The sequence below is a fragment of the Pseudomonas sp. NPDC096917 genome (assembly GCF_044762555.1).
Taxonomy (GTDB): Bacteria; Pseudomonadota; Gammaproteobacteria; order Pseudomonadales; family Pseudomonadaceae; genus Aquipseudomonas.
The window spans coordinates 268366-293058 of the sequence record NZ_JBIWEO010000001.1; the positions used below are offsets into that span (position 1 = coordinate 268366).

The following is a 24693-nucleotide window of genomic DNA, read 5'->3' on the forward strand; positions in this document are numbered from 1 at the left end:
CGAGCCCGGTGTATACCGGGGAGAAAGTGTCGCTGAACTTTCAAGCCATTGAAGTGCGCACGGTGCTTCAGTTATTGGCAGATTTCACCCAGTTCAACCTGGTGGTCAGTGACGCCGTTCAAGGCAGCATTACCCTCAATCTGGAGGATGTGCCGTGGGATCAGGCGCTGGACCTGGTGCTTAAAAGCAAAGACCTGGGCAAGCGCCTCGAAGGCAATGTGCTACTAATTGCCCCGGCCGAAGAAATAGCCGCCCGCGAGCGATATGAGCTGGAGGCGCGTAATCAGCTGGCCGAACTGGCGCCTTTGCGGCGCGAGCTGGTGCAAGTCAATTACGCCAAAGCGGCAGACATCGCCAAGTTGTTCCAGTCCGTTGCTGAGGGCCAGGTCAGTGATGGCGCGCGCGGCTCCATCACGGTGGACGAACGCACCAACAATATCATCGCGTTCCAGTCTGGCGCGCAGCTGGACGAGTTGCGGCGCATCGTGGCGCAACTGGATGTGCCGGTCCGTCAGGTCATGATCGAGGCCCGCATCGTGGAAGCGGGAGTCGACTTTGAGCGCAATCTGGGCGTGCGCTGGGGCGGAGCCTTGAACAAGGGTGGCAAATGGAGCGCAGGCGGTATCGCTCCGGTGACTGAAGCGGGGGCAGAGCCCGGCAATGTGAGTGCGCCTTTTGTCGACTTGGGCGTCAAGGGCAATACCTCGGGGTTAGGCATTGCCTTTATCTCCAACAATGTCTTGCTGGACCTGGAACTGAGTGCGATGGAAAAAACCGGCAACGGTGAAATCATCTCTCAGCCCAAAGTGGTCACCTCCGACAAAGAAACCGCCAAGATCCTTAAAGGCACCGAAATTCCCTATCAGGAGTCCAGCTCCAGCGGTGCCACGTCGGTGTCGTTCAAGGAGGCCTCGCTGTCGCTGCAAGTGACACCACAAATCACCCCGGACAGCAGTGTGATTATGGAGGTCGTGGTCACCAAGGATGAGCCGGACTATATGAACATGGTCAATAACGTGCCGCCGATCAAAAAGAACGAGGTAAAGGCCAAGGTGTTGGTCAAGGACGGCGAAACCATCGTAATCGGCGGTGTGTTCTCAAATACTCAAAGCAAAGTAGTAGATAAAGTGCCATTTTTGGGCGATCTGCCGTATGTTGGCCGACTTTTCCGTAAAGACGTTGTCCAGGAAAAAAAATCCGAGCTGCTGGTGTTCCTGACTCCGCGTATCATGAACAACCAGGCGATTGCTGTGAGTCATTGATTCTGTGCGAAATTTGATTCTTGTTGGGCCCATGGGGGCTGGTAAAAGCACCATCGGACGTTTGCTGGCCAAAGAGCTGCACCTGCCGTTCAAAGATTCCGATAAGGAAATTGAAGTGCGCACCGGTGCCAATATCCCGTGGATCTTCGATAAAGAAGGCGAACCGGGGTTTCGTGATCGCGAAGCGGCAATGATTGCCGAGCTATGCGAGTCCGATGGCGTGGTGTTGGCGACCGGTGGGGGCGCAGTGATGCGCCCGGAAAACCGCAAGTCGCTGCGTGCTGGCGGGCGGGTCGTGTATTTGCATGCCTCTGTCGAGCAGCAGGTGGCCCGCACCGCGCGCGACCGCAATCGACCTTTGCTGCGCACCGCCAACCCGGAGAAAACCCTGCGTGACCTGTTGGCCGTGCGCGATCCGCTGTATCGGGAAATCGCCGACCTGGTGGTCGAAACCGATGAGCGGCCCCCGCGAATGGTTGTTCTGGATATTCTCGAGCGTCTGGCGCAGCTACCTCCCCGTTAAAGTGCGCCACGAAATGCGTTATCCTCGGCGCCCACCATGCCCGTTCAGCGGTGCGGCCATCATTTGATATTTGCGAAGCAGGGCGCCAGCGTCCTCTTTCTACGCGGGGTTTCATGCAGACACTGAAGGTTGATCTAGGCGAGCGTAGCTACCCAATTCATATTGGCGAAGGTTTGTTGGATCAGCCCGAGTTGCTGGCCCCGCATATCGCCGGTCGCCAGGTGGCGATTGTGACCAACGAAACCGTCGCGCCACTCTATCTTGAGCGTCTGACCCGCAGCCTTGCGCAGTATTCTGTGGTGCCGATCATCCTGCCGGACGGCGAGTCGTTTAAAAACTGGGAAACCCTGCAACTGATTTTCGATGGCCTGCTCACTGCTCGTCACGATCGCCGTACTACCGTAGTCGCCCTGGGCGGCGGCGTGGTGGGGGATATGGCCGGTTTTGCAGCCGCCTGCTACCAGCGCGGTGTTGATTTTATTCAGGTGCCTACCACCTTGCTGTCCCAAGTGGACTCGTCGGTGGGCGGTAAAACCGGGATCAACCACCCGCTGGGTAAAAACATGGTCGGTGCTTTCTATCAGCCCAATCTGGTGCTGATTGACACCCAAACCCTTAATACCCTGCCTGCGCGTGAGTTGTCGGCAGGCCTGGCCGAAGTCATCAAATACGGTCTGATCTGCGATGAGCCGTTTTTGACCTGGCTTGAAGACAACATGGACGCCCTGCGTGGCCTTGACCAGGTAGCCCTGACGGCTGCGATTCATCGTTCATGCCAGGCCAAGGCTGACGTGGTGGGCGCTGACGAACGTGAATCGGGGGTGCGTGCCACGCTCAACTTGGGGCATACGTTTGGTCATGCGATCGAAACCCACATGGGGTATGGCGTGTGGTTGCACGGTGAGGCCGTAGGCGCGGGCACCGCGATGGCGCTGGAAATGTCCACGCGTCTTGGTTGGATCAGCGAGGCGGATCGTGATCGCGCAATTCGGTTGCTTCAGCGCGCCGGTTTGCCCGTAGTGCCACCCGCTGAAATGACTGCCGCCGATTTCATGCAACACATGGCAGTTGATAAAAAAGTGATCGACGGTCGTATGCGTCTGGTGCTGTTGCGTCGCATCGGAGAAGCCACAGTGACTGACGATTATCCACAAGAGGTTCTACAAGCCACGCTGGGTGCGGATTACCGCGCACTGGCTCAGCTTAAAGGTTAATAAGATCGCGATGACTAGTTTGCATGCCGACGAGGCGTTCCTCGGTCACTTCCAGCTCAATCACGACCCCTTCGCCCCTCGGGTGCCGGGCTTCAAGTTTTTCCCTGCGCAACGCAAGCCGGTGCTCGGGCAGTTGCATCACCTTGCCCGTTACAGTCAATTGCTGTTGGTGGTGACCGGGCCTGAGGGCAGCGGCAAGACTTTGTTGCGCCAGGCATTGGTCGCGAGCACCAACAAGCAGTCGGTGCAGAGTGTGGTGGTATCGGCACGGGGGGCTGGCGATGCGGCCGGGATCTTGCACCAAGTGGCGCAAACCTTGAATGTTGCGCGGCCTGAGGTGGGTGCGATCCTGGCTCAAGTGGTGCAATTGGCGCTCACCGGGCAAGAAGTCTACTTGCTGGTCGATGATGCCGAGCAGCTCGACGAATCGGCTCTGGAAGCATTGCTGGGGCTGGCGGCGGGCACGCCGGAAGGCCGTCCGCATGTGTTCCTGTTCGGCGAGCCATCAATGATTGCCGGGCTTGAGCAGCTAAGTGCTGATGAAGAACGCTTTCACGTGATCGAATTGCAGCCGTACACCGAAGAGGAAACCCGCGAGTATCTGGCTCAGCGCCTTGAAGGTGCAGGGCGCGGAATCGAACTCTTTAGCGCGCAGCAGATCTCAGATATACACGAGAGCTCCGAAGGCTGGCCTGGCATCATCAATCAGGTCGCCCGCGATGCAATGATCGAAGCCATGATTGCTAGCCGTTCAGCGGTCAAGCGTCCAAGTATGGGGTTCAAGATGCCGAAGAAACACGTATTGGCCATTGGTGCAGTAGTGGTAGTGGCTGTCGCCGCGGCCATTTTGATTCCAGGCCGCAGCAAGGCGCCAACCGCGCCGACTGCTGAACAAGGGCAATTACCGTTGGGTCAGGCTACGCCGAAGGCCGGCGCCAACCCGTCGATTGATTTCGCCGGGTCTTCACAGCCAATGCCGTTGCCGCTGGTGGGCCAATCGCAGCCAGTGATGCGTGGGCCGCTGGCTGAAGAGGCGGGTGGCATTGCTGAAGGCGATGATGGTGCGGTGCCATCGGTCGGTGGCGTTGCTCAGCCACCCACCGTGACCACCACTGCGCCGCCGGCAGGCGTGCCAGCCGGTCCAACGCCTGCACCACGCCCAGCGCCAGCCGTTGCAGCCGCTAAACCTGCGCCAGCACCAGCACCAGTGGCCAAGCCTGCTCCAGCCCCTGCGCCCAAGCCTGTGGTCAAAGCGGTCGAGAAGCCAGCCGAGAAGCCTGTCACCGTGGCCAAGGCCGCAGCGGGCGGTAGCTGGTACACCAGCCAGCCAGCCAGCAACTACGTAGTGCAGATCGTCGGCACCAGCTCCGAGGCTTCCGCTCAAAACGTTGCTAAAGAGTTGGGCGGCGAAGCCCGCTACTTCAAGAAAACCTTGAATGGCAAGCCGCTGTACGTCGTCACTTATGGCAACTTCCCAAGCCATGCCGCAGCCACTGCAGCAATCAAGAACTTGCCAGCGAAGACTCAGGCTGGTAAACCTTGGCCTCGCACTGTCGCCAGCGTCCAACAAGAACTGGCAGCAGCTCGCTGATGTCCCGGCGACCTTACCCAGGTCGCCGTTCTTACACATCAAAAATACTCGCACGAGCATGCGGCTTCTAGCCGTGTGCTTTGTGGTGTCTGCGCCGTACAGCGGTCAACATCAAAAAATGTTTTGACTAGCACGAGCAATCACTTTAAACCTTCATCATTGCGACATAAATTTACGGTTAATCGCCGCTTAATTTGTGGGCGTTTGTGACGGTGTGTAGAATGACCACCCTTTTGCTCCTGCCAAGCTGGCGTACGTTCAGCGCGGGAAGCAAGTGGTTGAATTAAAAGAAATTTGCCCCTTTTTGGGGCAGCCTGGTGAGAAAGTGTCTATGAAAGCAGGTCTGTACCACCCCGATGAATTCAAGGATAACTGTGGTTTCGGCCTGATTGCCCACATGCAGGGCGAACCCAGTCATACCCTATTGCAAACCGCCATTGAGGCCCTGACCTGCATGACCCACCGCGGTGGGATCAACGCAGACGGCAAGACCGGTGACGGTTGTGGCCTGCTGATTCAAAAGCCTGACCTGTTCTTGCGTGCAACCGCCAAAGAACACTTCGGCACTGATCTGCCCAAGCAATACGCAGTCGGCATGGTGTTTTTCAACCAGGACCCCATCAAGGCCGAAGCAGCCCGTGCCCACATGAACCGCGAAATCCTCGCGGCGGGCCTGCAGTTGGTCGGCTGGCGCAAAGTGCCGATTGATACCAGCGTGCTGGGTCGTCTGGCGCTGGAACGTCTGCCGCAAATCGAACAAGTGTTCATCGCAGGTGAAGGCCTGAGCGATCAGGACATGGCGATCAAGCTGTTCAGCGCCCGTCGTCGCTCCTCGGTCGCCAACGCGGCCGACACCGATCACTACATTTGCAGCTTTTCTCACAAGACCATCATTTATAAAGGCCTGATGATGCCGGCGGACCTCACCGCCTTCTATCCAGACCTGAGCGATGAGCGCCTGCAAACCGCGATCTGCGTGTTCCACCAGCGCTTCTCCACCAACACCCTGCCGAAATGGCCGCTGGCTCAGCCATTCCGCTTTCTTGCCCACAACGGCGAGATCAACACCATTACCGGCAACCGCAACTGGGCACTGGCCCGTCGCACCAAGTTTGCCAATGACCTGATCGGCGACCTCGATGAGCTTGGCCCGTTGGTTAACCGCGTGGGTTCTGACTCCTCCAGCATGGACAACATGCTGGAGTTGATGGTCACCGGCGGTATCGACCTGTTCCGTGGCGTGCGCATGCTGATTCCACCTGCGTGGCAGAACGTTGAAACCATGGACCCCGACCTACGGGCGTTCTATGAGTACAACTCCATGCACATGGAGCCGTGGGACGGCCCGGCGGGCGTGGTCATGACCGACGGTCGTTACGCGGTCTGCCTGCTCGACCGTAACGGCCTGCGTCCGGCGCGCTGGGTCACGACCACCAATGGCTATATCACCATCGCCTCCGAAATCGGCGTGTGGGATTACAAGCCTGAAGACGTGATCGCTAAAGGGCGTGTGGGCCCTGGGCAAATCCTGGCGGTCGACACTGAAACCGGCCAGGTGCTGGACACCGACTCCATCGATAACCGCTTGAAGTCGCGCCACCCTTACAAACAGTGGCTGCGCAAGAATGCCCTGCGCATTCAGGCCACGATCGACGACCATGACCACGGTTCGGCTTTTTACGGCGTTGATCAGCTCAAGCAGTACATGAAGATGTACCAGGTCACGTTTGAAGAGCGTGATCAGGTGCTGCGCCCACTGGGCGAGCAGGGCTACGAAGCTGTGGGCTCGATGGGTGACGACACGCCAATGGCTGTGCTGTCCCAGCGCGTGCGAACGCCGTACGACTACTTCCGTCAGCAGTTCGCGCAGGTCACCAACCCGCCGATCGACCCGCTGCGTGAAGCCATCGTCATGTCGCTGGAAATTTGCCTCGGTGCCGAGCGCAACATCTTCCAGGAATCGCCGGAGCACGCCTCGCGCGTCATCCTCAGTTCACCCGTGATCTCGCCTGCTAAATGGCGTTCGCTGATGAACCTCGATCTGCCGGGCTTTGAGCGTCAGATCATCGACCTCAATTACGACCAGTCGATGGGTCTTGAAGCCGCCGTGCGCAACATCGCCGATCAGGCCGAAGAAGCTGCGCGTGCGGGTCATAGCCAGATCGTGCTGACCGACCGTCATATCGCGCCGGGCAAGTTGCCGGTTCACGCTGCGCTGGCAGTCGGTGCTGTTCACCACCGCCTGACCGAAAAAGGCCTGCGTTGTGACAGCAACATCCTGGTAGAAACCGCCACGGCCCGCGACCCGCACCATTTCGCGGTCTTGATCGGTTTTGGCGCCTCGGCGGTGTATCCATTCCTGGCCTATGAAGTGCTGGGTGACTTGATTCGCACCGGCGAGGTGCTGGGCGACCTTTATGAAGTGTTCAAAAACTACCGTAAAGGCATCACCAAGGGCCTGCTCAAGATCCTGTCGAAGATGGGCATCTCGACCATTGCCTCCTACCGTGGCGCGCAACTGTTCGAGGCCATCGGTCTGTCCGAAGAAGTGTGCAACCTGAGCTTTCGTGGCGTGCCAAGCCGCATCAAGGGCGCACGTTTTGTCGACCTCGAAGCCGAACAGAAGCTGTTGGCAGCCGAAGCCTGGAGCCCGCGCAAGGCCATCCAGCAAGGCGGCCTGCTCAAGTACGTGCACGGCGGCGAATATCACGCCTACAACCCCGACGTGGTCGCTACCCTGCAAGCGGCTGTGCAACAGGGCGACTACAGCAAGTTCAAGGAATACACCGCACTGGTCGACAAACGTCCGGTGTCGATGATCCGCGATTTGTTCCAGGTCAAAACCCTCGATACGCCATTGGCCATCGATGAAATCGAACCGCTGGACTCAATCCTCAAGCGCTTTGACTCGGCCGGTATCTCGCTCGGCGCCTTGTCGCCAGAAGCCCATGAAGCCTTGGCCGAAGCCATGAACCGTTTGGGCGCACGCTCCAACTCCGGTGAAGGCGGCGAAGACCCGGCGCGCTACGGCACCATCAAAAGCTCGAAAATCAAACAAGTGGCGACCGGCCGTTTCGGTGTGACTCCCGAATATCTGGTCAACGCCGAAGTGCTGCAAATCAAGGTTGCCCAAGGCGCCAAGCCGGGCGAGGGCGGGCAACTGCCAGGCGGCAAGGTCAACGGTCTGATCGCCAAACTGCGTTACGCCGTACCCGGTGTGACCCTGATCTCGCCACCGCCGCACCACGACATCTACTCTATCGAAGACTTGTCGCAGCTGATTTTTGACCTCAAGCAGGTCAATCCTAAAGCGCTGGTCTCGGTCAAATTGGTGGCTGAAGCGGGCGTTGGCACCATCGCCGCTGGCGTGGCCAAGGCTTATGCCGACCTGATTACCATCTCCGGTTATGACGGCGGCACCGGCGCATCACCCCTGACCTCAATCAAATACGCGGGCGCTCCGTGGGAGCTGGGTCTGGCTGAAACCCACCAGACCCTGCGCGGCAACGACCTGCGTGGCAAAGTTCGGGTGCAGACTGACGGAGGCCTGAAAACCGGTCTCGACGTGATCAAGGCGGCCATCCTGGGCGCTGAAAGCTTCGGCTTCGGCACCGCGCCCATGATCGCGCTGGGCTGCAAATACCTGCGTATTTGCCACCTCAACAACTGCGCCACCGGTGTAGCAACGCAGAACGAATCACTGCGTAAAAACCACTACATCGGTACCGTCGACATGGTGGTCAACTTCTTCACCTACGTGGCCGAAGAAACCCGCGAATGGCTGGCCAAGCTGGGCGTACGCAGCCTCGAAGAGCTGATCGGTCGTACTGACTTGCTGGACATCCTGCAAGGCGAGACGGCCAAGCAGCAGCACCTCGACCTGACGCCTTTGCTGGGCAGCGACCACATTCCGGCTGACAAGCCGCAGTTCTGCCAGGTTGACCGCAACCCGCCGTTCGACAAAGGCCTGTTGGCCGAGAAGATGGTCGAGCTGGCCAGTTCGGCCATCAACGACCTGAGCGGTGCTGAGTTCGCGCTGGACATCTGCAACTGTGACCGTTCGATTGGTGCTCGTATCTCGGGTGAAATCGCCCGTGCTCACGGCAACCAAGGCATGGCCAAGGCGCCGATTACGTTCCGCTTCAAAGGCACTGCCGGTCAGAGCTTTGGTGTGTGGAACGCCGGGGGTCTGAACATGTACCTGGAAGGTGACGCCAACGACTACGTAGGCAAAGGCATGACCGGCGGTAAGCTGGTGATCGTGCCGCCTGCAGGCAGCGTCTACAAAACCCAGGACAGCGCGATTATTGGCAACACCTGCCTGTACGGCGCCACAGGCGGCAAGCTGTTCGCCGCTGGCACTGCGGGTGAGCGTTTCGCGGTACGTAACTCCGGTGCTCACACCGTGGTTGAAGGCACTGGCGATCACTGCTGCGAATACATGACAGGCGGTTTCGTCTGCGTATTGGGCAAAACCGGTTACAACTTCGGCTCTGGCATGACTGGTGGTTTTGCCTACGTGCTGGATCAGGACAACACTTTCGTCGACAAGGTGAACCACGAACTGGTGGAAATCCAGCGTATCAGTGGCGAAGCGATGGAAGCCTATCGCAACCATCTGCAACATGTTCTGAACGAATACGTTGAGGAAACCAACAGCGAGTGGGGTCGTAACCTCTCGGAAAATCTCGATGATTACCTGCGTCGTTTCTGGATGGTGAAGCCTAAGGCTGCCAGCTTGAAGTCGTTGCTTTCCAGCATCCGTGCCAACCCGCAGTGATATGCGCCTGAAAAGTTTGATGAGGTTTTAACCATGGCTGAACGTCTGAGTAACGACTTCCAGTTCATCGATGTCGGGCGCAAAGATCCGAAGAAGAAACTGTTACGTCAACGCAAAAAAGAGTTCGTGGAAATCTACGAACCTTTCAAACCCCAGCAGTCGGCCGAGCAGGCCCACCGCTGCCTGGGGTGCGGTAACCCTTACTGTGAATGGAAATGCCCTGTGCATAACTTCATTCCCAACTGGCTCAAGCTGGTGGCCGAGGGCAACATCCTCGCCGCCGCTGAACTGTCGCACCAGACCAACACCCTGCCCGAAGTGTGCGGCCGGGTGTGCCCGCAAGACCGTCTGTGCGAGGGTGCGTGCACCCTCAACGATGGTTTCGGCGCGGTGACCATCGGTTCGGTCGAGAAGTACATCACTGACACCGCCTTTGCCATGGGCTGGCGCCCGGACATGTCCAAGGTGGTGCCGACCGGTAAGCGCGTGGCCATTATCGGCGCCGGGCCTGCGGGCTTGGGTTGTGCTGACGTGCTGGTGCGTGGCGGCGTGACCCCGGTGGTCTTCGACAAAAACCCGGAAATCGGCGGTCTACTGACCTTCGGTATCCCGGAGTTCAAACTCGAAAAAACCGTTCTGAGCCATCGTCGCGAAGTCTTCACCGGCATGGGTATCGAGTTCCGTCTCAATACCGAAATCGGCAAAGACATCAGCATGGAAGAACTGCTGGCAGAGTACGACGCAGTCTTTATGGGCATGGGCACCTACACCTACATGAAAGGTGGCTTTGCCGGTGAAGACTTGCCGGGCGTGCACGACGCGCTGGACTTCCTGATCGCCAACGTCAACCGCAACCTGGGCTTTGAAAAGTCGCCGGAAGACTTCGTTGACATGAAAGGCAAAAAGATTGTGGTGCTCGGTGGGGGTGACACGGCCATGGACTGCAACCGGACGTCGATCCGCCAGGGCGCCAAATCGGTGACGTGCGCGTATCGTCGTGACGAAGCCAACATGCCCGGTTCGCGCAAAGAGGTGAAAAACGCCAAGGAAGAAGGTGTCAAATTCCTCTACAACCGTCAGCCGATTGCCATCGTGGGTGAAGGCAAGGTTCAAGGCGTGAAAGTGGTCGAGACCCGTCTCGGCGAGCCGGATGCCCGTGGCCGTCGCAGCCCTGAGCCGATTCCGGGTTCCGAAGAGATTATCCCGGCAGACGCCGTGATCATCGCGTTCGGTTTCCGTCCGAGCCCGGCTTCGTGGTTTGAGCAGTTCGACATCCAGACCGACAGCCAGGGCCGCGTCATTGCCCCAGAGCAGTCGCAGTTCAAGCACCAGACCAGCCACCCGAAGATTTTTGCCGGTGGTGACATGGTGCGCGGTTCTGACCTGGTCGTCACGGCGATCTTCGAAGGTCGTACGGCGGCAGAAGGGATCATGGACTACCTGGGCGTTTAACAGTCTTAAACCTGTAGTCGCAGCCTTCGCCAGCAACTACAGGAAGTCGATATTGTCGTCATCCCGCGACAAATCGACCCGATAGATAAAAGGCACGGCTCTTGCCGTGCCTTTTGCGTCCGTCTCTGAGAAAATGCCCCCACTTTTTTTCCGGATGCTGACATGACTGATCTCAAGAATGACCGTTTCCTTCGCGCTTTGCTCAAGCAACCCGTAGACGTAACGCCTGTCTGGATGATGCGTCAGGCCGGTCGCTACCTGCCGGAGTACCGCGCCAGCCGCGCCAAGGCCGGTGATTTCATGAGCTTGTGCAAGAATGCCGAATTCGCCTGCGAAGTCACTATGCAGCCTCTGGACCGCTTCCCTCAGTTGGACGCGGCCATTCTGTTTTCCGACATCCTGACCATCCCCGATGCGATGGGCCAAGGCCTTTACTTCGAAACCGGCGAAGGCCCACGTTTCAAAAAGGTCGTGAGCACGCTGGCTGACATCGAAGCATTGCCGATTCCTGATCCACAAAAAGACCTTGGCTACGTGATGAACGCAGTCAGCACCATTCGCCGCGAACTCAATGGTCGTGTGCCGCTGATCGGCTTCTCGGGCAGCCCATGGACGCTGGCCACCTACATGGTGGAAGGCGGCTCGTCCAAAGACTTCCGCAAAACCAAGGCCATGCTCTACGACACCCCGCAGGCCATGCACTTGCTGCTCGACAAGCTGGCGCAGTCCGTGACCTCGTACCTTAACGGGCAGATCCTGGCGGGCGCTCAGGCTGTGCAGATTTTCGACACCTGGGGTGGCAACCTGTCGTCGGCGGCATATAAGGAATTCTCACTGGCTTACATGCGCAAAATCGTCAGCGGTCTGATTCGCGAGCACGAAGGCCGCAAGGTGCCGGTGATCCTGTTCACCAAAAACGGTGGCCTGTGGCTCGAAAGCATCGCCGACGCGGGCGCCGATGCGCTGGGTCTGGACTGGACCTGCGACCTGGGTGAAGCCCGTAAACGCGTCGGTAACAAGGTGGCCCTGCAAGGCAACATGGACCCGACCGTGCTGTATGCCAACCCGCAAGTAATCCGCACCGAGGTCAAACGCATTCTGGCCAGCTACGGCAAAGGTTCGGGCCATGTCTTTAACCTGGGCCACGGCATTACCCCTGAAGTAAAACCTGAACATGCCGGTGCATTTATCAGTGCTGTGCATGAGTTCTCGGGGCAATATCACGAGTAAGTGCGATAGAGGTATGCCAACGCCCGGTTAATGCCGGGCGTTTTTGTTTTTAAGGGGGGTATATATTTAGAATAAGGATATATCGACAGCTTATTTGGGATTAATCCTACATATTAAATCATTAAGTTAAGTAGACTTTCCAACCGCGATCGTGAGTGGATTACAGAGTGTTGGGCTTCTTTGTAGGATATTTCCTAATAAATAGTAGTCATGCTTTTTTTCGTTCTATCTGTCATATCCAACTGTTTTCATCTGTGTGCAATTGATTGAGTGCGCAGATTCCATGTGTTTAATAAAAAATAGAATGAGGCTTATATGAATATTGCACCTTTAAAGTCGCGAGCTTTAATGGGTTATGCATCATCCTTGACGTTGATGGCAGCCATGTTTACAGCTCAACAAGCTGCCGCCCACGGTTACATGAACTCACCGCCATCGCGTGCCTATGCTTGCCAGCAAGGGCTGAATATTGACTGCGGCCAGGCTCAGTATGAGCCGCAGACAGTCGGCGAAGCCCCTAAGGGTTTTCCTGAATTCGGTCCGCCTGATGGCAAGATTGCAAGCGGTGGCCATGCCAGCTTCGGGGCACTCGATGCTCAGTCTGCCAACCGTTGGCACCTGACTGAAATCAAGGATCACAACATCGAATTCAGCTGGTTCTATACCGCTGCGCATAAAAGTACAGGCTGGCAGTACTTCATTACCAAAAGCGATTGGAAACCCAACGAGCCTATTTCTCGTGAGAGCTTTGAGCTGACGCCGTTCTGCCAGGTTGACGGCGGCGGTGGCGTACCGATTGATGGCGCTGCCGGTGGCAATGGCCAAGGCAAAGAAAAACACAGTTGCTCGATTCCATCAGATCGCAGCGGTCACCACATTATTTTGGGTGTCTGGACGGTAGATGACACCGCCGCTTCTTTCTATGACGTCGTGGATGTGAACATCACCGCCCAAGGCCCGGATCCAGATGGCTGGAAAAACGTAGGCGGCATTTCACAGACCCAAACCCTGCTACCCGGTGATTCGGTCAGGGCTCGTGCGTTCACGGGCAGTTCGGAGAGCGCCGAATACAGCTTTAGCGTAGACATTGAAAAGCCAGAGGAAGGTCAGCCTGCCAACTGGTCGTACAAATTGGCACAGGCCATCAACGCGGCGAATAAGCCTTTAGTGCGTGCAGGCGTTCGTAATGAAAACGGTGACATCGAACCGATCAAAGGTGCCAACACCCTTTATACGAAGGCCGAAAGTGGCGTAACCCGCTACGAAATGCAAACCGTGATGGTCCAGGACCCAAATGCGTACATGCATGTGCACGATGTCGCACCGGAATATGTGCTGGAGAAGGGCCGTGGCACCGTAGGCTTTAGCGTGATGAGCAACAAAAACATCACTCTGGAAGCGACGGTGTTCAACGCTGCCAACAAGCAAGTGGGCTATACCAAGCAAACCGTAAACGCTACCACCGCACCTGTCAGCCTTGCGGTAATCAGTGCTCCGGGTGAACACTTCTTGAAGCTGATCGCTACCAGCGAAGATGGCCGTGAGAACTTCCAGGAACTGAAAACGCTCAACCTGACCGGTGAAGGCGGTGCTCATGAATACGACTATGTATTCCCTGAAGGTATTGCCAATTACAAGGCTGGTACTTTGGTTCTGCAGCCTAAAAATGACAAAGTGTACGAGTGCCAGGTATTCCCGAACTCGGGCTACTGCATTCAATACAACCCAAATGCCAATGGATTTGAGCCAGGTATCGGCGCGAACTGGAACATGGCGTGGACTGAGAAGTAAGTCCGTGTGATCAAGGCTGGATTGTTTATTAAACAATCCAGCCTTTGTTTAATGTTTAACGTAAGGGCCGGCTTTGTCCGATGCTTAAAGTTTGACAATTGATGACTTTTTTATTTTGAAAATACACGTGTCATACCACACGTTTTTTTGAATTCATGACTGGCTGACTGATGGAAAGGTTTTGAATATTTTTGCTGGCGCACTTTCGCGCCATGCTGGCCTTTTGTTGAGAGTCCTTTTACTGGGCTTGCCTGTGGGCTATGGCGCGTATTTGACCTGGCAAGAGTGGGGATATCGCCAATCATTGGCTGTGCCGACCGCCCTGCCTGAGCGCGTACCTGCACCTGCGCCGGCGCCATTCAAGCCTGATGCCATCGCCGCTGTGCTGGGCCTCTCGCCCCAAGGGCCGTTGGCACACAGTGCCGAGCCGTTGGAGCTGCGCGCCAGTTTTGTGTCCAGCAACGGCGCGTCGCACGCACTGCTGGCAGGCAGCCAGCAATCGCGTTTTTACCGAGTCGGGGAACGGCTGCCGGGTGGCAGCGTGCTGCGCCGGATTGAGGTGTCGCACGTGGTGCTTTGGCGCAACAACCGGGAGGAACGTCTGCTGCTAAAACCCGCGAGCCGGTACGTATTGCCCGCCACTCAGATGCCAGCCACCCATGCACCGACAACCTCCTTTCATTTGCGGCCCCTTGCCGAGCAACCTTAGAGAACCCTCATGATCAGGCCAAACGTGTTCGGCATCGGCCGTCTTTTACTGTGCTGTGCGGTGTTGAGCACCGCGTTATTCCCAAGCGGGGTTGTCGCTGAGGAGCCGCATTGGCAACTGGCGATGAAAGACGCCGAGTTGCGCGATGTCGTCCAGGAAATGTCCACGGTACTGGGCGCCACGGTGGTACTCGATCCACGTGTGCAGGGCCGTATCACCGTAATGTCTGAAGCGCCGCTAGACCGTGAAGGCGTGCGCGAGTTGTTTTACGCGGTGCTGGATGCACACGGTTTTGCGATCGTCGACCAAGGCGATCGTTTACTGATCATTCCTGCCGCCGAGGCCAAGGCCCGCGCTGGCAACCCCGAGGGGGCTGATCAAACGTTTGTGACTCAAGTCATCGAACTCAATGCCAGTGTGGCGACCGATCTGGCCGGGTTGCTGCGTCCGTTGGTGTCTGCTAACGGCTATGTCGGGCCTTCCGCTTCGGCCAATGCGTTGATCATTACCGACACGGCCTCCAACACCCGGCGCATTGCAGGTCTGGTTCGGCAACTGGATGGCGGCACCCGGCATGACTACTCGGTGGTGCCATTGCGTCATGCTCTGGCCAGCGATGTGGCCAAGGTGATGCAACAGTCACTGGACAAAAAAAGCACCGGCCCCGTCAGCCAGGTAATTGCCGATGCTTCGGCCAATCGGTTGGTGATACTGGGCAATAAAAAGGTACGCGAACGCCTGAGCAAGCTGGCGAAGTCGCTGGACACTGTGCCCACCCAGCAGTCCGATAACTCGCGGGTGATTCGCCTTCGTCACAGTGACGCCAAGCAATTGGCCGAGGTGCTTGAAACCGTCGCACAGGGTATGCAGCAGGAAACAGCGCTGGCCGGTGCCGCGCAAAAGGGGTCTGTCAGCGAGGTTATGGTGGCTGCCGATGAAAGCCAAAACGCCTTGGTGATCATGGCGGATCCGGCCAAGGTCCGTAATCTGGAAAGCATCGTTCGCCAGCTTGATCAGCCGCGCTCGCAAGTGTTGATCCATGCCGCCATCGTCGAAATATCCGGCGATATTGTGGACACACTCGGTGTGCAATGGGGTGTGAATAGGGGCAGCGCCCAAGGGGGTATTACCTTCCCGGGCACCAACATTCAAATCGGCGCGATGGCGGGCGACACCCCGCAACTGCCAGAAGGTGCAGTGTTGCAATTGGGCGGTGATCGCTTCAATGCGCTGATTTCGGCCTTGGCCAGTGATACCAACAACAACGTGTTGTCTACGCCGAGCCTGCTCACCCTGGACAATCAGGAAGCCGAAATTTTGGTCGGGCAAAACGTGCCTTTCAAAACCGGCTCCTACACCGGAACGGGTGAAGGCTCGCAAAACCCCTTCACCACGGTGACCCGTCAAGACATTGGTATCAGCCTCAAAATCAAGCCGCACATCAATGACGGCAGTTCGTTGCGCCTGGAAGTCGCGCAAGAAAACTCCGAACTTGCACCTTCGCTGCAAGGGGTGGACTCAACCGACCTCATCACCAATAAGCGCGCCCTTAAAAGCACCATCTTGGCTGAAGACGGCGAAATCATTGTCATAGGCGGTTTGATCAAGGACAGCGTGCGCACTCAGGTCAGCGGCGTGCCATTGCTGCGCGACATCCCCTTTTTGGGCGCGCTGTTTCGCTGGAACAAAGACACCCATACCAAAACCAACCTGATGGTGTTTTTGCGCCCGACCATCGTGCGCAGCAAAAACGATATCCGCGAGATCAGCGAAGACCGTTACAACGCTCTGCGAAATCTCAGTCAGCCCTCGGCCAAAGACAGCAACTCGTTGTTACTGCCCAGCGACCCGCATCAGATGTTTGACGGCAACCTGCAAGACCCTGATGCCGTTGACCTGCGCCGACCCAAAGCTGTCCGCCCATGAGCCTGCCGCCCGTGCGCTTGCCCTACAGCTTTGCCCGGCGTTTCGGGGTGTTGCTGGACCACTCGACCTGCCCCGCGAGCCTGTTGATACGCAGCGATACACCGCTGACCGTGCTGGCCGAAGTGCGGCGCTGGGCAGGTGTTGACGTGGTGGTGCAGCGTGTTCCGGATACGCTCTTCAGCGAGCGCCTGACCAGCAGCTACAGCGCCGGGCAAAGCGCCGCCGAGCAAGTGGCGCAAGGACTGGACAGCGAACTCGACCTGATGAGCGTGGCCGAGCAAGTGCCGCAAACGGCCGACTTGCTGGAGCAGGAAGGTGACGCGCCAATCATTCGCTTGATCAACGCCCTGTTGCGCGAAGCCATGCGCGAAAAGGCCTCAGACGTGCACCTGGAAACCTTCGAGCATTACCTGTCGGTGCGCATGCGCATCGACGGCCAACTGCGCGAAGTGCTGCGCCCCAAACGTGAGCTGGCCAACCTGCTAGTGTCACGGATCAAAGTCATGGCGCGCTTGGACATTGCCGAGAAACGCGTGCCGCAAGATGGCCGCATCAGCCTGCGCCTGGCGGGGCATGAAGTGGATGTGCGGGTCTCGACCTTGCCTTCGGCCCACGGCGAGCGCGTGGTGATGCGTCTGCTCGATAAACAGGCCGGGCGCCTGGACCTCAATTATCTGGGCATGACCGCGCATACCTTGAGCCGCTTTGAACACATCCTGGCCCGACCCCACGGCATCTTCCTGGTGACCGGCCCCACAGGTTCAGGCAAAACCACCAGCCTGTATGCCGCGCTCAGTCACCTCAATCACCCCACGCGCAACATCCTGACCGTCGAAGACCCGGTGGAATATCACCTGCCCGGCATTGGTCAAACACCGGTCAACACCAAAGCTGACATGACCTTTGCCCGTGGCTTACGGGCGATTTTGCGTCAGGACCCTGACGTGGTCATGGTCGGCGAAATCCGCGACCACGAAACCGCCGAAATTGCCGTGCAGGCCTCGTTGACCGGGCACCTCGTGCTGTCGACCTTGCACACCAACAGTGCCATCGGCGCCGTCACCCGGTTGGTGGACATGGGCATCGATGCCTACCTGCTGGCGTCCTCGCTGGTCGGCGTGCTGGCCCAGCGGTTATTGCGCACCTTGTGTGCTGACTGCAAAACCCCTTATCGCGCCGCGCCGCAACAATGCCAGCGCTTGGGGCTTGATTCACAGGCAGTCGTCACCTTGTATCAGCCGCAGGGCTGTAGCCAGTGCCAGCAGGGCTATCGCGGACGCACCGGGATTTATGAACTGATCGGCATCACGCCTGCGCTCGCGGGTTTGATTCATCAGGGCGCCAGCGAACCGGACTTGACCCGTGAAGCGCGCGAACACTCTCCCAGTTTGTTTCAGGACGGCCAGCGTTTGGTGCTCCAAGGTCTGACCAGCTTTGACGAACTGCTGCGCGTGACCCTGGAGGACTGAACATGCCGACCTTCGAATATCGGGCGCAGGACGCCAACGGGCGTAACTGCCGAGGTCAGCAAGAGGCCGACAGTGCGCGACAGGCGCGGCAGTTATTACGTGAGCGCGGTTTGCGCCCGAGCCGTTTGAGCGAAGCCAAAACCAGCCGCTCGGCGCAGTCAGGGGCACGGCTTGGCGTCACCGACCTGGCCCTTGTCACGCGGCAGCTGTCGACCTTGATCCATGCCGGTCTGCCCCTTGAGGAAGCCTTGGGCGCGGTAGCGGCACAGAGCGCCAAGCGCCACGTGAGCACGGTATTGATCGCTGTGCGCAGCCGCGTCACCGAAGGCCATGCCCTGGCCACGGCGCTGTCGGCATTCCCGCGAGCGTTCCCGGAGCTGTTTCGCGCCACTGTGGCGGCGGGTGAGCGCAGCGGCCATTTGGGGCATGTGCTCGAACAACTGGCTGACTACACCGAAGCCCGTCATGCCTCGCGCCAGAAGATCCAGCTGGCACTGGTTTATCCGCTGATTTTATTGATCGCCTCGTTTGCCATCGTCGGCTTTCTGCTGGGCTACGTCGTACCGGACGTGGTCAAAATCTTCGTCAACAGCGGCCAGCCGCTGCCCGTGCTGACTCAGGCGATGATCGCCCTGAGCAATGGCTTGCGTCACTACGGCTGGCTGTTGCTGGTGCTGTTGCTCGGCGCAATAAGCGCGGCGCGATGGGCATTGTTGCAACCACGACTGAAACGTCGCTGGCATGCGCTGCTGCTCAACCTGCCCATGGTGGGCGGGGTGTTGCGCGCTATGGAGGCAGCCCGTTTTGCCAGCACCTTGTCGATTCTGGGCAAGAGCGCCGTGCCGCTGGTGGATGCCCTGGAAATCTCGGCCACGGTCATTGCCAACCTCGCCATTCGCCAACGCATGCTCGATGTCGCGCGCGGCGTTCGCGAAGGCGGCACCCTGGCCCGTGGGCTGGAGCGCAGCGGGGACATCCCGCCCATGATGCTGCACCTGATTGCCAGCGGCGAACGCGCCGGTGAGCTGGACAGCATGTTGGCGCGGGCTGCCGAACAGCAGGAAAAAACCCTGGCGGCGCGCATTGCCCTGGTGGTGAGTTTGTTTGAACCAATCATGTTGGTGCTGATGGGCGGCGTGGTTTTGCTGATCGTCATGGCCATCCTGTTGCCGATCCTTAGCCTCAATCAACTGGTGAATTGACCGATGAAGTCTTCTCGAAAATCTACTCAGCGTGGCTTTACCCTGATTGAAATCATGGTAGTGGTGGTCATCATCGGCGTGCTGGGCGCCATTGTCGTGCCGCAGTTCATGAGCCGGCCTGACCAGGCCAAAGTCACGGCTGCCCACACCGATATTCAGGCCATCAGCACCGCGCTGGAAATGTACCGCCTCGACACCTTCAACTACCCCTCGACCCAGCAAGGCCTTGAGGCGCTGGTCAGCCGCCCGTCCGGCGCCCCGGTGGCGAAAAACTGGAACCCGCAGGGCTACCTTAAAAGCCTGCCGGTCGACCCTTGGGGCACACCGTATCAATACCTCAATCCGGGTACCCACTCGGCGGGCTATGACCTGTTTTCGTTGGGCTCGGACGGTGTGATCGGCGGTGAAGAGCATGCTGCCGACATCGGCAATTGGAGCCAATGAGGCATGCGTGGTTCATCGCTGGGCTTCACCCTGATTGAGCTGATGGTGGTCATCGTGCTGATAGGTGTGCTGGTCTCAATGGTGCACATCAGCCAGGGCGACAACCGCGCCCGCGATGCGCAGCAAGAAGCTCAGGTATTGCTTGGATTGATGCAGGGGTTGCGCGAAAAGGCCGTGTTGGATGGGCTGGAGTATGGCCTGCGGCTGGAGCCCGAAGCCTACCAACTGATGCGCTATGAGGCCGACACCTGGCAGAGCGTAGAGGCACCCGTGCAGTTGCCGTCTGGGGTTGTGCTGAGCCTGAGCCTGGAAGGGCGCTCGCACAGCCTCACCGCGGGCGTGGACACGCCGCAATTGCTCTGGCTGAGCAGTGATGAGAACACCCCCTTTACCTTGCATTTAGACAGCCCGCCGCTGCGCTGGCTGAGCATCAGCAGTGATGGCCTTGGCGATCCGCTGATCGAAGTGCCCGAGACGCCGCATGAAGGCTGAAAAAGGATTTACCTTGTTGGAAGTCATGATTGCCCTGGCCGTGTTCGCCACCCTGGTGGCTGCGGTCATGTCGGCCAGCCAGTATGTGCTGGGGCAAAGTTCCCGCGTCGAAGCCCGGATGTTTGCCACCTGGGTGGCCGACAATCACCTCAACGAATTGCGTTTGCAATCACAGCCTTTGGTGGCTGGCCGAAAGACCCTCATTCAGCGTTTTGCCCAGCGTGAGTGGCGCGTGACCCAATACATCGTGGCCGAGCCCGATAGCGGCCTGTTACGTGTGGAACTGGGTGTCAGCCCCGCGGGCAGCGAACAGCCGTTGCTCAACATGATCAACTGGCTGGCAGCCACGAATGACTAAGCTGCAGGCGGGCTTCACCTTGCTCGAACTGGTGATTGCGATCGCCATTTTCGCCCTGCTGGGGGTGGGCTGCTGGCGCTTGTTTGACGGCGTGATACGCGCCGAACGCAGCAACAGCGCCCACGAGCAAGCCCTGCGCGGTGTGCAGCGTGCGGTATCGTTGATTGAACGCGATGTGTTGCACCTGCAAACCTCGGTCAAGGCCCCCGGTCTGGCGCTTTACCCCAACCAGCTCAACCTGCGCCGTGCGAACTGGCGTAACCCGCTGGGCCAACCACGCAGCGAACTGCAAGACGTCAGCTACCGCCTGGAAAACGGCGTGCTCTGGCGTTACAGCCAGGGGATTGAAGGCGGCGAGTTGCAGCAGCAAAAACTGCTCAGCGACGTGCGGGATCTGCGCTGGCGGCTGTACGACCGCAACGTGGGCTGGCGTAACGATTGGCCGACCGGCAAAACGGCGCCCAAAGGTATACCGCAAGCCCTTGAAATACAGTTCTCGGCAGGGCGTTTCGAGCACCTTCGCCGCGTCATTCTGCTGCCGGAGGGCGAGTGATGCGCCGGGGCCAGCAGGGCATTGCACTGATCACCGTGCTGCTGGTGACGAGCCTGGCGTTATTGATCACCGCAGGCATGTTGCGCAGCCACCGATTGGCCCTGCACAGCAGCGCGCAACAAATCCATCAACTGCAACTGCGTCAGTTGGGCTTTGCCGGCGAGGCCTGGGCGCGACAGCGTTTGCATGAGCGGTTACCTGACCCAAAATTGGCTGTCGCTGCCGGGCAAGCCTGGTCCAACGGGCAACCCCAATTGCTGATCGACAACGGCCAGGTCGACGTTGAAATCGAAGACCTGGCAGCACGCTTCAACGTCACGGCCTTGCTCACTCAGGGCCCTGTCGACGAAGTGCTGGTGCAACGCTGGCTGCGTCTGCAAACCCTGCTTGAATTGCCCCCGATAGACGCCCGTGCGCTTCAAGGGTTGAGCTTGAGTGACATCAGCCAATTGCGTCTTGTGCGGGGCGTTGATGCGCATTGGTATTCGCGCATGCAACCCTGGATCGCGCTGCTGGGCAAAGACGCGACGCTCAACATCAATACCGCTTCCACCACCTTGCTCGCCACGCTCGAAGGCGTGACGCCCGCCCTGGCGAGCCGATTAATTGCTGAACGTGCGGCGCAAGGTTTTGCCAGCGTTCAGGACTTCACCTTTACCCCGGCGTTGATCGGGCTTGGCGTACACGCCAATGGCCTGGGCACCACCAGCCGCTGGTTTCGCATCACCACCCATGTGCGTTTGGGGCAAAGCCGCCTACGCCTTGAAAGCGACATGGCCCGCGACCTCAAAACCGGCCAATGGCGCCTTTTACAGCGGCGCTTTTTGGCGCCTGGACACAGCGAATCCTCTTGATGAACAGCTGGCTTTATCTCACTGCCCAAAGCGTTGCGCAGACCGACCTCAACCACGCCCGCGTCTACCTATGGCACGAGCAAACAACGGCGGAACAAACGTCGCTGAACGACGCGGTCGAGGCGCTCAAAGAACGTGACGTAAAGCTGATTTTGCCCATGGAACTGTGCAGTTGGCTGCTCACTGAACCGTGGCCGGGTCGGCGTCGACCGAGCCTTCAGGCGCTGGCATTTTCGGTGGAAGACCAATTGGCCGATGACCTTGATGAACTGCACATCGCCGTCGGCCCCATGGATGCACAACGCCGCTATCCATTGCTGGTGATTAACCGCCAGCGCTTCAAAAGCATTTTGGCGCAGTTGCATGAACGTGGATTGAACATCGTCAGCGTACACGTGGACGCCGACCTGTTGCCGGGTGATCAACCGTGCATCGCAGAGTGGGACGGGCGCTGGATGATTGGAGGGAGCATTCATGCGCGGCTGGCGTTATCTAAGGCAGACCTGGAAGCGGTTAAACCTGAGCTTGCCGAAGGTGTGACTGAGTGTAAGGCAGGCAGTGAGGCCCAGATAGGCGCGCTACTGAGCGCTACCCCAAGCCACGCTATCAACCTGTTGCAAGGAACGTTTCAACCTATGAAGAAAACTCGCCTTCCTTTTCGCTTGATCCTCGGCTCACTCATGATGGTATTTGTCCTGGAGTTGGGATTTACCTATGCCCGGATCTACGCGATGGAAGCCCAAATAGCACGGTTGAGTGATTTCAGTGAGCAGCGTTTTAAAACGATTTACCCCAATCACCCGCGTGTGGGTGATTTGAAAACCCAGCGTCAGATGTTAAGCAGCCGAATCATTGAGCCCGGTGGCAATTACATGCGCAGGCTGGATCAAGTGGTGAAACAGATGTTGGCAGCGAGCAGTATTGAAGTGCAGCGCATAGAACTGAAAGCCGACACAGGGTGGATATTGAACATTACGGCCAATAGTTTTGCCGAGTTGGAGCAGTTTCGTTCCAATAGCGTGCAAGGTGGTTTGCCCATCAAGTTGGGCACCGCGAGTCAGCAGGGGAACAAGGTGCATGTCGTACTGACGTTGGAGGAGAGGTTATGAGGCGCGATGTTCTGGGTATACGTGACAAGTTGAAGCAATTATCACGTCGTGACCGGCAAATGCTTGCAGTACTGGCGGCATTCTTGTTGGGGATTTTCGCTTGGTATGGCCTTTGGGAGCCTGCACAAAAGCGGTTGATTGCGACTCAAGCGCTTTACTTAAAGCACGATGATTTAGCCGAGATCATGAAGTATGCCGAGCCTGATCCTGTTGAGTTTGATTATGATCAACCGTTATCGACTCGCCTCAGTGAGATGAGTAAGCACACTCATTTGGAGTTTAAGCAGTTTGAAGTCGAGGCCCAGGTTATCCGCATGACCATCAACGGGAGCGCACTTCATCTGCTGTACTGGCTTGGGGATATTGAGCGTAGGGGCGCGAAAATCCAGGCATTTAGCCTAGTAAAACTCGACAAGTCGGACTCAGGCAGGTGGCAGGTTCAGATACAGATCAACAACGCCTAACCCTTAAGGCGTGAGCTTGCCTCGCGATCTTTTGACCTTTTAAAAGATCGCGTGGCAAGTAGAGTATTAGGGCATTCACGCGTTAGGCGTATTACCCGGCAACGCAGGCAACCTGGCCAGGTGCAGCGCCACCAGCAGGGCAATCACCAGCAAACCGACGATAAACGCACCGATGCCATTCCAGCCCGCGTAGTGCCAGAAAAAGCCACCGGCTGTCCCGGCAACACTTGAGCCCGCGTAGTAACTGAACAGGTACAGCGACGAGGCTTGGCCCTTGGCTTTGGTCGCGCGGCGGCCGATCCAGCTACTGGCCACCGAGTGCGCGCCAAAGAAGCCGAAGGTGAACAGCAGCATGCCAATAATCACAAACGCAATGGGTTCGAGCAGGGTCAGCACGATACCGGCCAGCATCAGCACAATGACGGCCCACAACACCTTGCGCCGGCCCAGTTTGTCAGCCAGTGCGCCAATCTGCGCCGAGCTGTAAATGCCCGACAAGTACACCACCGAGAGCAGGCCTACCACGGCCTGGTTCATGTTGTACGGGTCGGCCAGCAAGCGGTAACCGATATAGTTAAACAGCGTCACGAAGCTGCCCATCAACAGAAACGCTTCCAGAAACAGCCACGGCAAACCCGCATCGCGAAAGTGCATGGTGAAACCGTTCAACAGACTGCGCGGGTTCATGGTTTGTGGGCGGAAGTTGCGCGACTCCGGCAAGATCCTCACGAACACCAGTGCGGCGATCAACGCCAAGCTGCCGATCACCAGCATTGCCGTGTGCCAGCTTACAAAGTCGATCAATACGCCGGTGATCAAACGCCCGCTCATGCCGCCAATTGCATTGCCGCCGATATACAAACCCATCGCCAGGCCAATGTGTTGCGGGTGGATCTCTTCACTCAAATACGTCATCGCCACGGCGGCCAGCCCGCTGAGCGATAAACCGACCAGCGCGCGGGTAATGAGCACGCCTTCCCAGCTCGGCATGAACGCACTGAGTAGGGTAAAAACCGCTGCGCTGAACAACGCAAACACCATCACCGGCTTGCGACCGACGGCATCGGAAATAGGCCCGGTAATCAACAGACCAATCGCCAGCATCGCCGTGGACACCGACAGAATCAGACTGCTTTGCGCGGCGTTGATCCCGTATTCATGGGAGAGCATCGGCATCATCGGTTGCACGCAATACAGCAGGGCAAAGGTTGCAAAACCGCCTGAGAACAGTGCCAGCACCGTGCGCATAAACATCGGAGTGCCTTTCTCG

19 protein-coding genes and 1 pseudogene are annotated in these 24693 nt (G+C 58.1%); 19 read left to right on the forward strand and 1 reads right to left on the reverse strand.

Annotated features, from left to right (window positions below; genetic code table 11):
• Positions 1 to 11 precede the first annotated feature (11 nt).
• The 19 genes and pseudogenes from ACIQYF_RS01275 to gspM all read left to right on the forward strand — a co-directional run.
• A pseudogene (locus tag ACIQYF_RS01275) lies at positions 12 to 1262 on the forward strand (type IV pilus secretin PilQ); the annotation flags it as partial.
• A gap of 4 nt (positions 1263 to 1266) precedes the next feature.
• Positions 1267 to 1785, forward strand: a complete 519-nt coding sequence (gene aroK / locus ACIQYF_RS01280) for a shikimate kinase AroK (protein WP_402855688.1) — start codon at positions 1267 to 1269, stop codon at positions 1783 to 1785.
• A 113-nt stretch (positions 1786 to 1898) separates the two neighbouring features.
• The gene (gene aroB / locus ACIQYF_RS01285) at positions 1899 to 2999 is read left to right on the forward strand and encodes a 3-dehydroquinate synthase (RefSeq protein WP_402855691.1); all 1101 of its coding nucleotides are present in this window, start codon (positions 1899 to 1901) and stop codon (positions 2997 to 2999) included.
• 10 nt (positions 3000 to 3009) lie between these two features.
• Positions 3010 to 4590: an AAA family ATPase gene (locus ACIQYF_RS01290; RefSeq protein ID WP_402855694.1), complete on the forward strand. Its 1581-nt coding sequence runs from the start codon at positions 3010 to 3012 to the stop codon at positions 4588 to 4590.
• A gap of 331 nt (positions 4591 to 4921) precedes the next feature.
• On the forward strand, positions 4922 to 9370 hold the full coding sequence (gene gltB, locus ACIQYF_RS01295) for a glutamate synthase large subunit (protein ID WP_402855697.1): 4449 nt from the start codon (positions 4922 to 4924) through the stop codon (positions 9368 to 9370).
• 33 nt (positions 9371 to 9403) lie between these two features.
• Positions 9404 to 10822, forward strand: coding sequence for an FAD-dependent oxidoreductase (locus ACIQYF_RS01300; RefSeq protein ID WP_402855700.1), 1419 nt, complete (start codon positions 9404 to 9406; stop codon positions 10820 to 10822).
• A 162-nt stretch (positions 10823 to 10984) separates the two neighbouring features.
• A complete protein-coding gene (gene hemE / locus ACIQYF_RS01305) occupies positions 10985 to 12052 on the forward strand; it encodes a uroporphyrinogen decarboxylase (protein ID WP_402855703.1) in 1068 nt (355 codons plus the stop codon).
• Positions 12053 to 12367: 315 nt separating this feature from the next.
• Positions 12368 to 13843, forward strand: a complete 1476-nt coding sequence (gene gbpA / locus ACIQYF_RS01310) for an N-acetylglucosamine-binding protein GbpA (RefSeq protein ID WP_402855706.1) — start codon at positions 12368 to 12370, stop codon at positions 13841 to 13843.
• Between the two features lie 181 nt (positions 13844 to 14024).
• Positions 14025 to 14552, forward strand: coding sequence for a type II secretion system protein N (locus tag ACIQYF_RS01315; RefSeq protein WP_402855709.1), 528 nt, complete (start codon positions 14025 to 14027; stop codon positions 14550 to 14552).
• Between the two features lie 9 nt (positions 14553 to 14561).
• The gene (gene gspD, locus ACIQYF_RS01320; RefSeq protein WP_402855712.1) at positions 14562 to 16478 is read left to right on the forward strand and encodes a type II secretion system secretin GspD; all 1917 of its coding nucleotides are present in this window, start codon (positions 14562 to 14564) and stop codon (positions 16476 to 16478) included.
• Complete coding sequence (gene gspE / locus ACIQYF_RS01325; RefSeq protein WP_402855714.1) at positions 16475 to 17947, forward strand: type II secretion system ATPase GspE; 1473 nt, start codon at positions 16475 to 16477, stop codon at positions 17945 to 17947. The genes gspD and gspE overlap by 4 nt, the downstream gene beginning before the upstream one ends.
• 2 nt (positions 17948 to 17949) lie before the next feature.
• Entirely contained in the window at positions 17950 to 19149 is a 1200-nt protein-coding gene (gspF, locus tag ACIQYF_RS01330; RefSeq protein WP_402855717.1) for a type II secretion system inner membrane protein GspF, read from the forward strand.
• A gap of 3 nt (positions 19150 to 19152) precedes the next feature.
• Positions 19153 to 19593, forward strand: coding sequence for a type II secretion system major pseudopilin GspG (gspG, locus tag ACIQYF_RS01335; RefSeq protein WP_402855720.1), 441 nt, complete (start codon positions 19153 to 19155; stop codon positions 19591 to 19593).
• 3 nt (positions 19594 to 19596) lie between these two features.
• Entirely contained in the window at positions 19597 to 20085 is a 489-nt protein-coding gene (gene gspH, locus ACIQYF_RS01340; protein ID WP_402855723.1) for a type II secretion system minor pseudopilin GspH, read from the forward strand.
• Positions 20075 to 20443 carry a type II secretion system minor pseudopilin GspI gene (gspI, locus tag ACIQYF_RS01345; protein WP_402855726.1) on the forward strand — a complete coding sequence of 123 codons (369 nt, stop codon included), beginning with the start codon at positions 20075 to 20077 and terminating at the stop codon, positions 20441 to 20443. Before gspH ends, gspI begins: the two co-directional genes overlap by 11 nt.
• The gene (gene gspJ / locus ACIQYF_RS01350; RefSeq protein WP_402855729.1) at positions 20436 to 20996 is read left to right on the forward strand and encodes a type II secretion system minor pseudopilin GspJ; all 561 of its coding nucleotides are present in this window, start codon (positions 20436 to 20438) and stop codon (positions 20994 to 20996) included. The genes gspI and gspJ overlap by 8 nt, the downstream gene beginning before the upstream one ends.
• Positions 20996 to 21850: a type II secretion system protein GspK gene (locus tag ACIQYF_RS01355; protein WP_402855732.1), complete on the forward strand. Its 855-nt coding sequence runs from the start codon at positions 20996 to 20998 to the stop codon at positions 21848 to 21850. The genes gspJ and ACIQYF_RS01355 overlap by 1 nt, the downstream gene beginning before the upstream one ends.
• Positions 21850 to 22959, forward strand: coding sequence for a type II secretion system protein GspL (gspL, locus tag ACIQYF_RS01360; RefSeq protein ID WP_402855736.1), 1110 nt, complete (start codon positions 21850 to 21852; stop codon positions 22957 to 22959). Before ACIQYF_RS01355 ends, gspL begins: the two co-directional genes overlap by 1 nt.
• Positions 22956 to 23423, forward strand: coding sequence for a type II secretion system protein GspM (gene gspM, locus ACIQYF_RS01365; RefSeq protein ID WP_402855739.1), 468 nt, complete (start codon positions 22956 to 22958; stop codon positions 23421 to 23423). Before gspL ends, gspM begins: the two co-directional genes overlap by 4 nt.
• Positions 23424 to 23498: 75 nt before the next feature.
• Here the strand turns inward: gspM and ACIQYF_RS01370 are convergent, their stop codons facing one another.
• The gene (locus tag ACIQYF_RS01370) at positions 23499 to 24677 is read right to left on the reverse strand and encodes an MFS transporter (RefSeq protein WP_402856178.1); all 1179 of its coding nucleotides are present in this window, start codon (positions 24675 to 24677) and stop codon (positions 23499 to 23501) included.
• Between the last annotated feature and the right edge of the window lie 16 nt (positions 24678 to 24693).

Coding starts and splice junctions, on each gene's coding strand:
- aroB (WP_402855691.1), top strand. CDS start 1,899: ATGCAGACACTGAAGGTTGATCTAGGCGAGCGTAGCTACCCAATTCAT.
- ACIQYF_RS01290 (WP_402855694.1), top strand. CDS start 3,010: ATGACTAGTTTGCATGCCGACGAGGCGTTCCTCGGTCACTTCCAGCTC.
- gltB (WP_402855697.1), top strand. CDS start 4,922: ATGAAAGCAGGTCTGTACCACCCCGATGAATTCAAGGATAACTGTGGT.
- ACIQYF_RS01300 (WP_402855700.1), top strand. CDS start 9,404: ATGGCTGAACGTCTGAGTAACGACTTCCAGTTCATCGATGTCGGGCGC.
- hemE (WP_402855703.1), top strand. CDS start 10,985: ATGACTGATCTCAAGAATGACCGTTTCCTTCGCGCTTTGCTCAAGCAA.
- gbpA (WP_402855706.1), top strand. CDS start 12,368: ATGAATATTGCACCTTTAAAGTCGCGAGCTTTAATGGGTTATGCATCA.
- gspD (WP_402855712.1), top strand. CDS start 14,562: ATGATCAGGCCAAACGTGTTCGGCATCGGCCGTCTTTTACTGTGCTGT.
- gspE (WP_402855714.1), top strand. CDS start 16,475: ATGAGCCTGCCGCCCGTGCGCTTGCCCTACAGCTTTGCCCGGCGTTTC.
- gspF (WP_402855717.1), top strand. CDS start 17,950: ATGCCGACCTTCGAATATCGGGCGCAGGACGCCAACGGGCGTAACTGC.
- gspG (WP_402855720.1), top strand. CDS start 19,153: ATGAAGTCTTCTCGAAAATCTACTCAGCGTGGCTTTACCCTGATTGAA.
- gspH (WP_402855723.1), top strand. CDS start 19,597: ATGCGTGGTTCATCGCTGGGCTTCACCCTGATTGAGCTGATGGTGGTC.
- gspI (WP_402855726.1), top strand. CDS start 20,075: ATGAAGGCTGAAAAAGGATTTACCTTGTTGGAAGTCATGATTGCCCTG.
- gspJ (WP_402855729.1), top strand. CDS start 20,436: ATGACTAAGCTGCAGGCGGGCTTCACCTTGCTCGAACTGGTGATTGCG.
- ACIQYF_RS01355 (WP_402855732.1), top strand. CDS start 20,996: ATGCGCCGGGGCCAGCAGGGCATTGCACTGATCACCGTGCTGCTGGTG.
- gspL (WP_402855736.1), top strand. CDS start 21,850: ATGAACAGCTGGCTTTATCTCACTGCCCAAAGCGTTGCGCAGACCGAC.
- gspM (WP_402855739.1), top strand. CDS start 22,956: ATGAGGCGCGATGTTCTGGGTATACGTGACAAGTTGAAGCAATTATCA.
- ACIQYF_RS01370 (WP_402856178.1), bottom strand. CDS start 24,677: ATGTTTATGCGCACGGTGCTGGCACTGTTCTCAGGCGGTTTTGCAACC.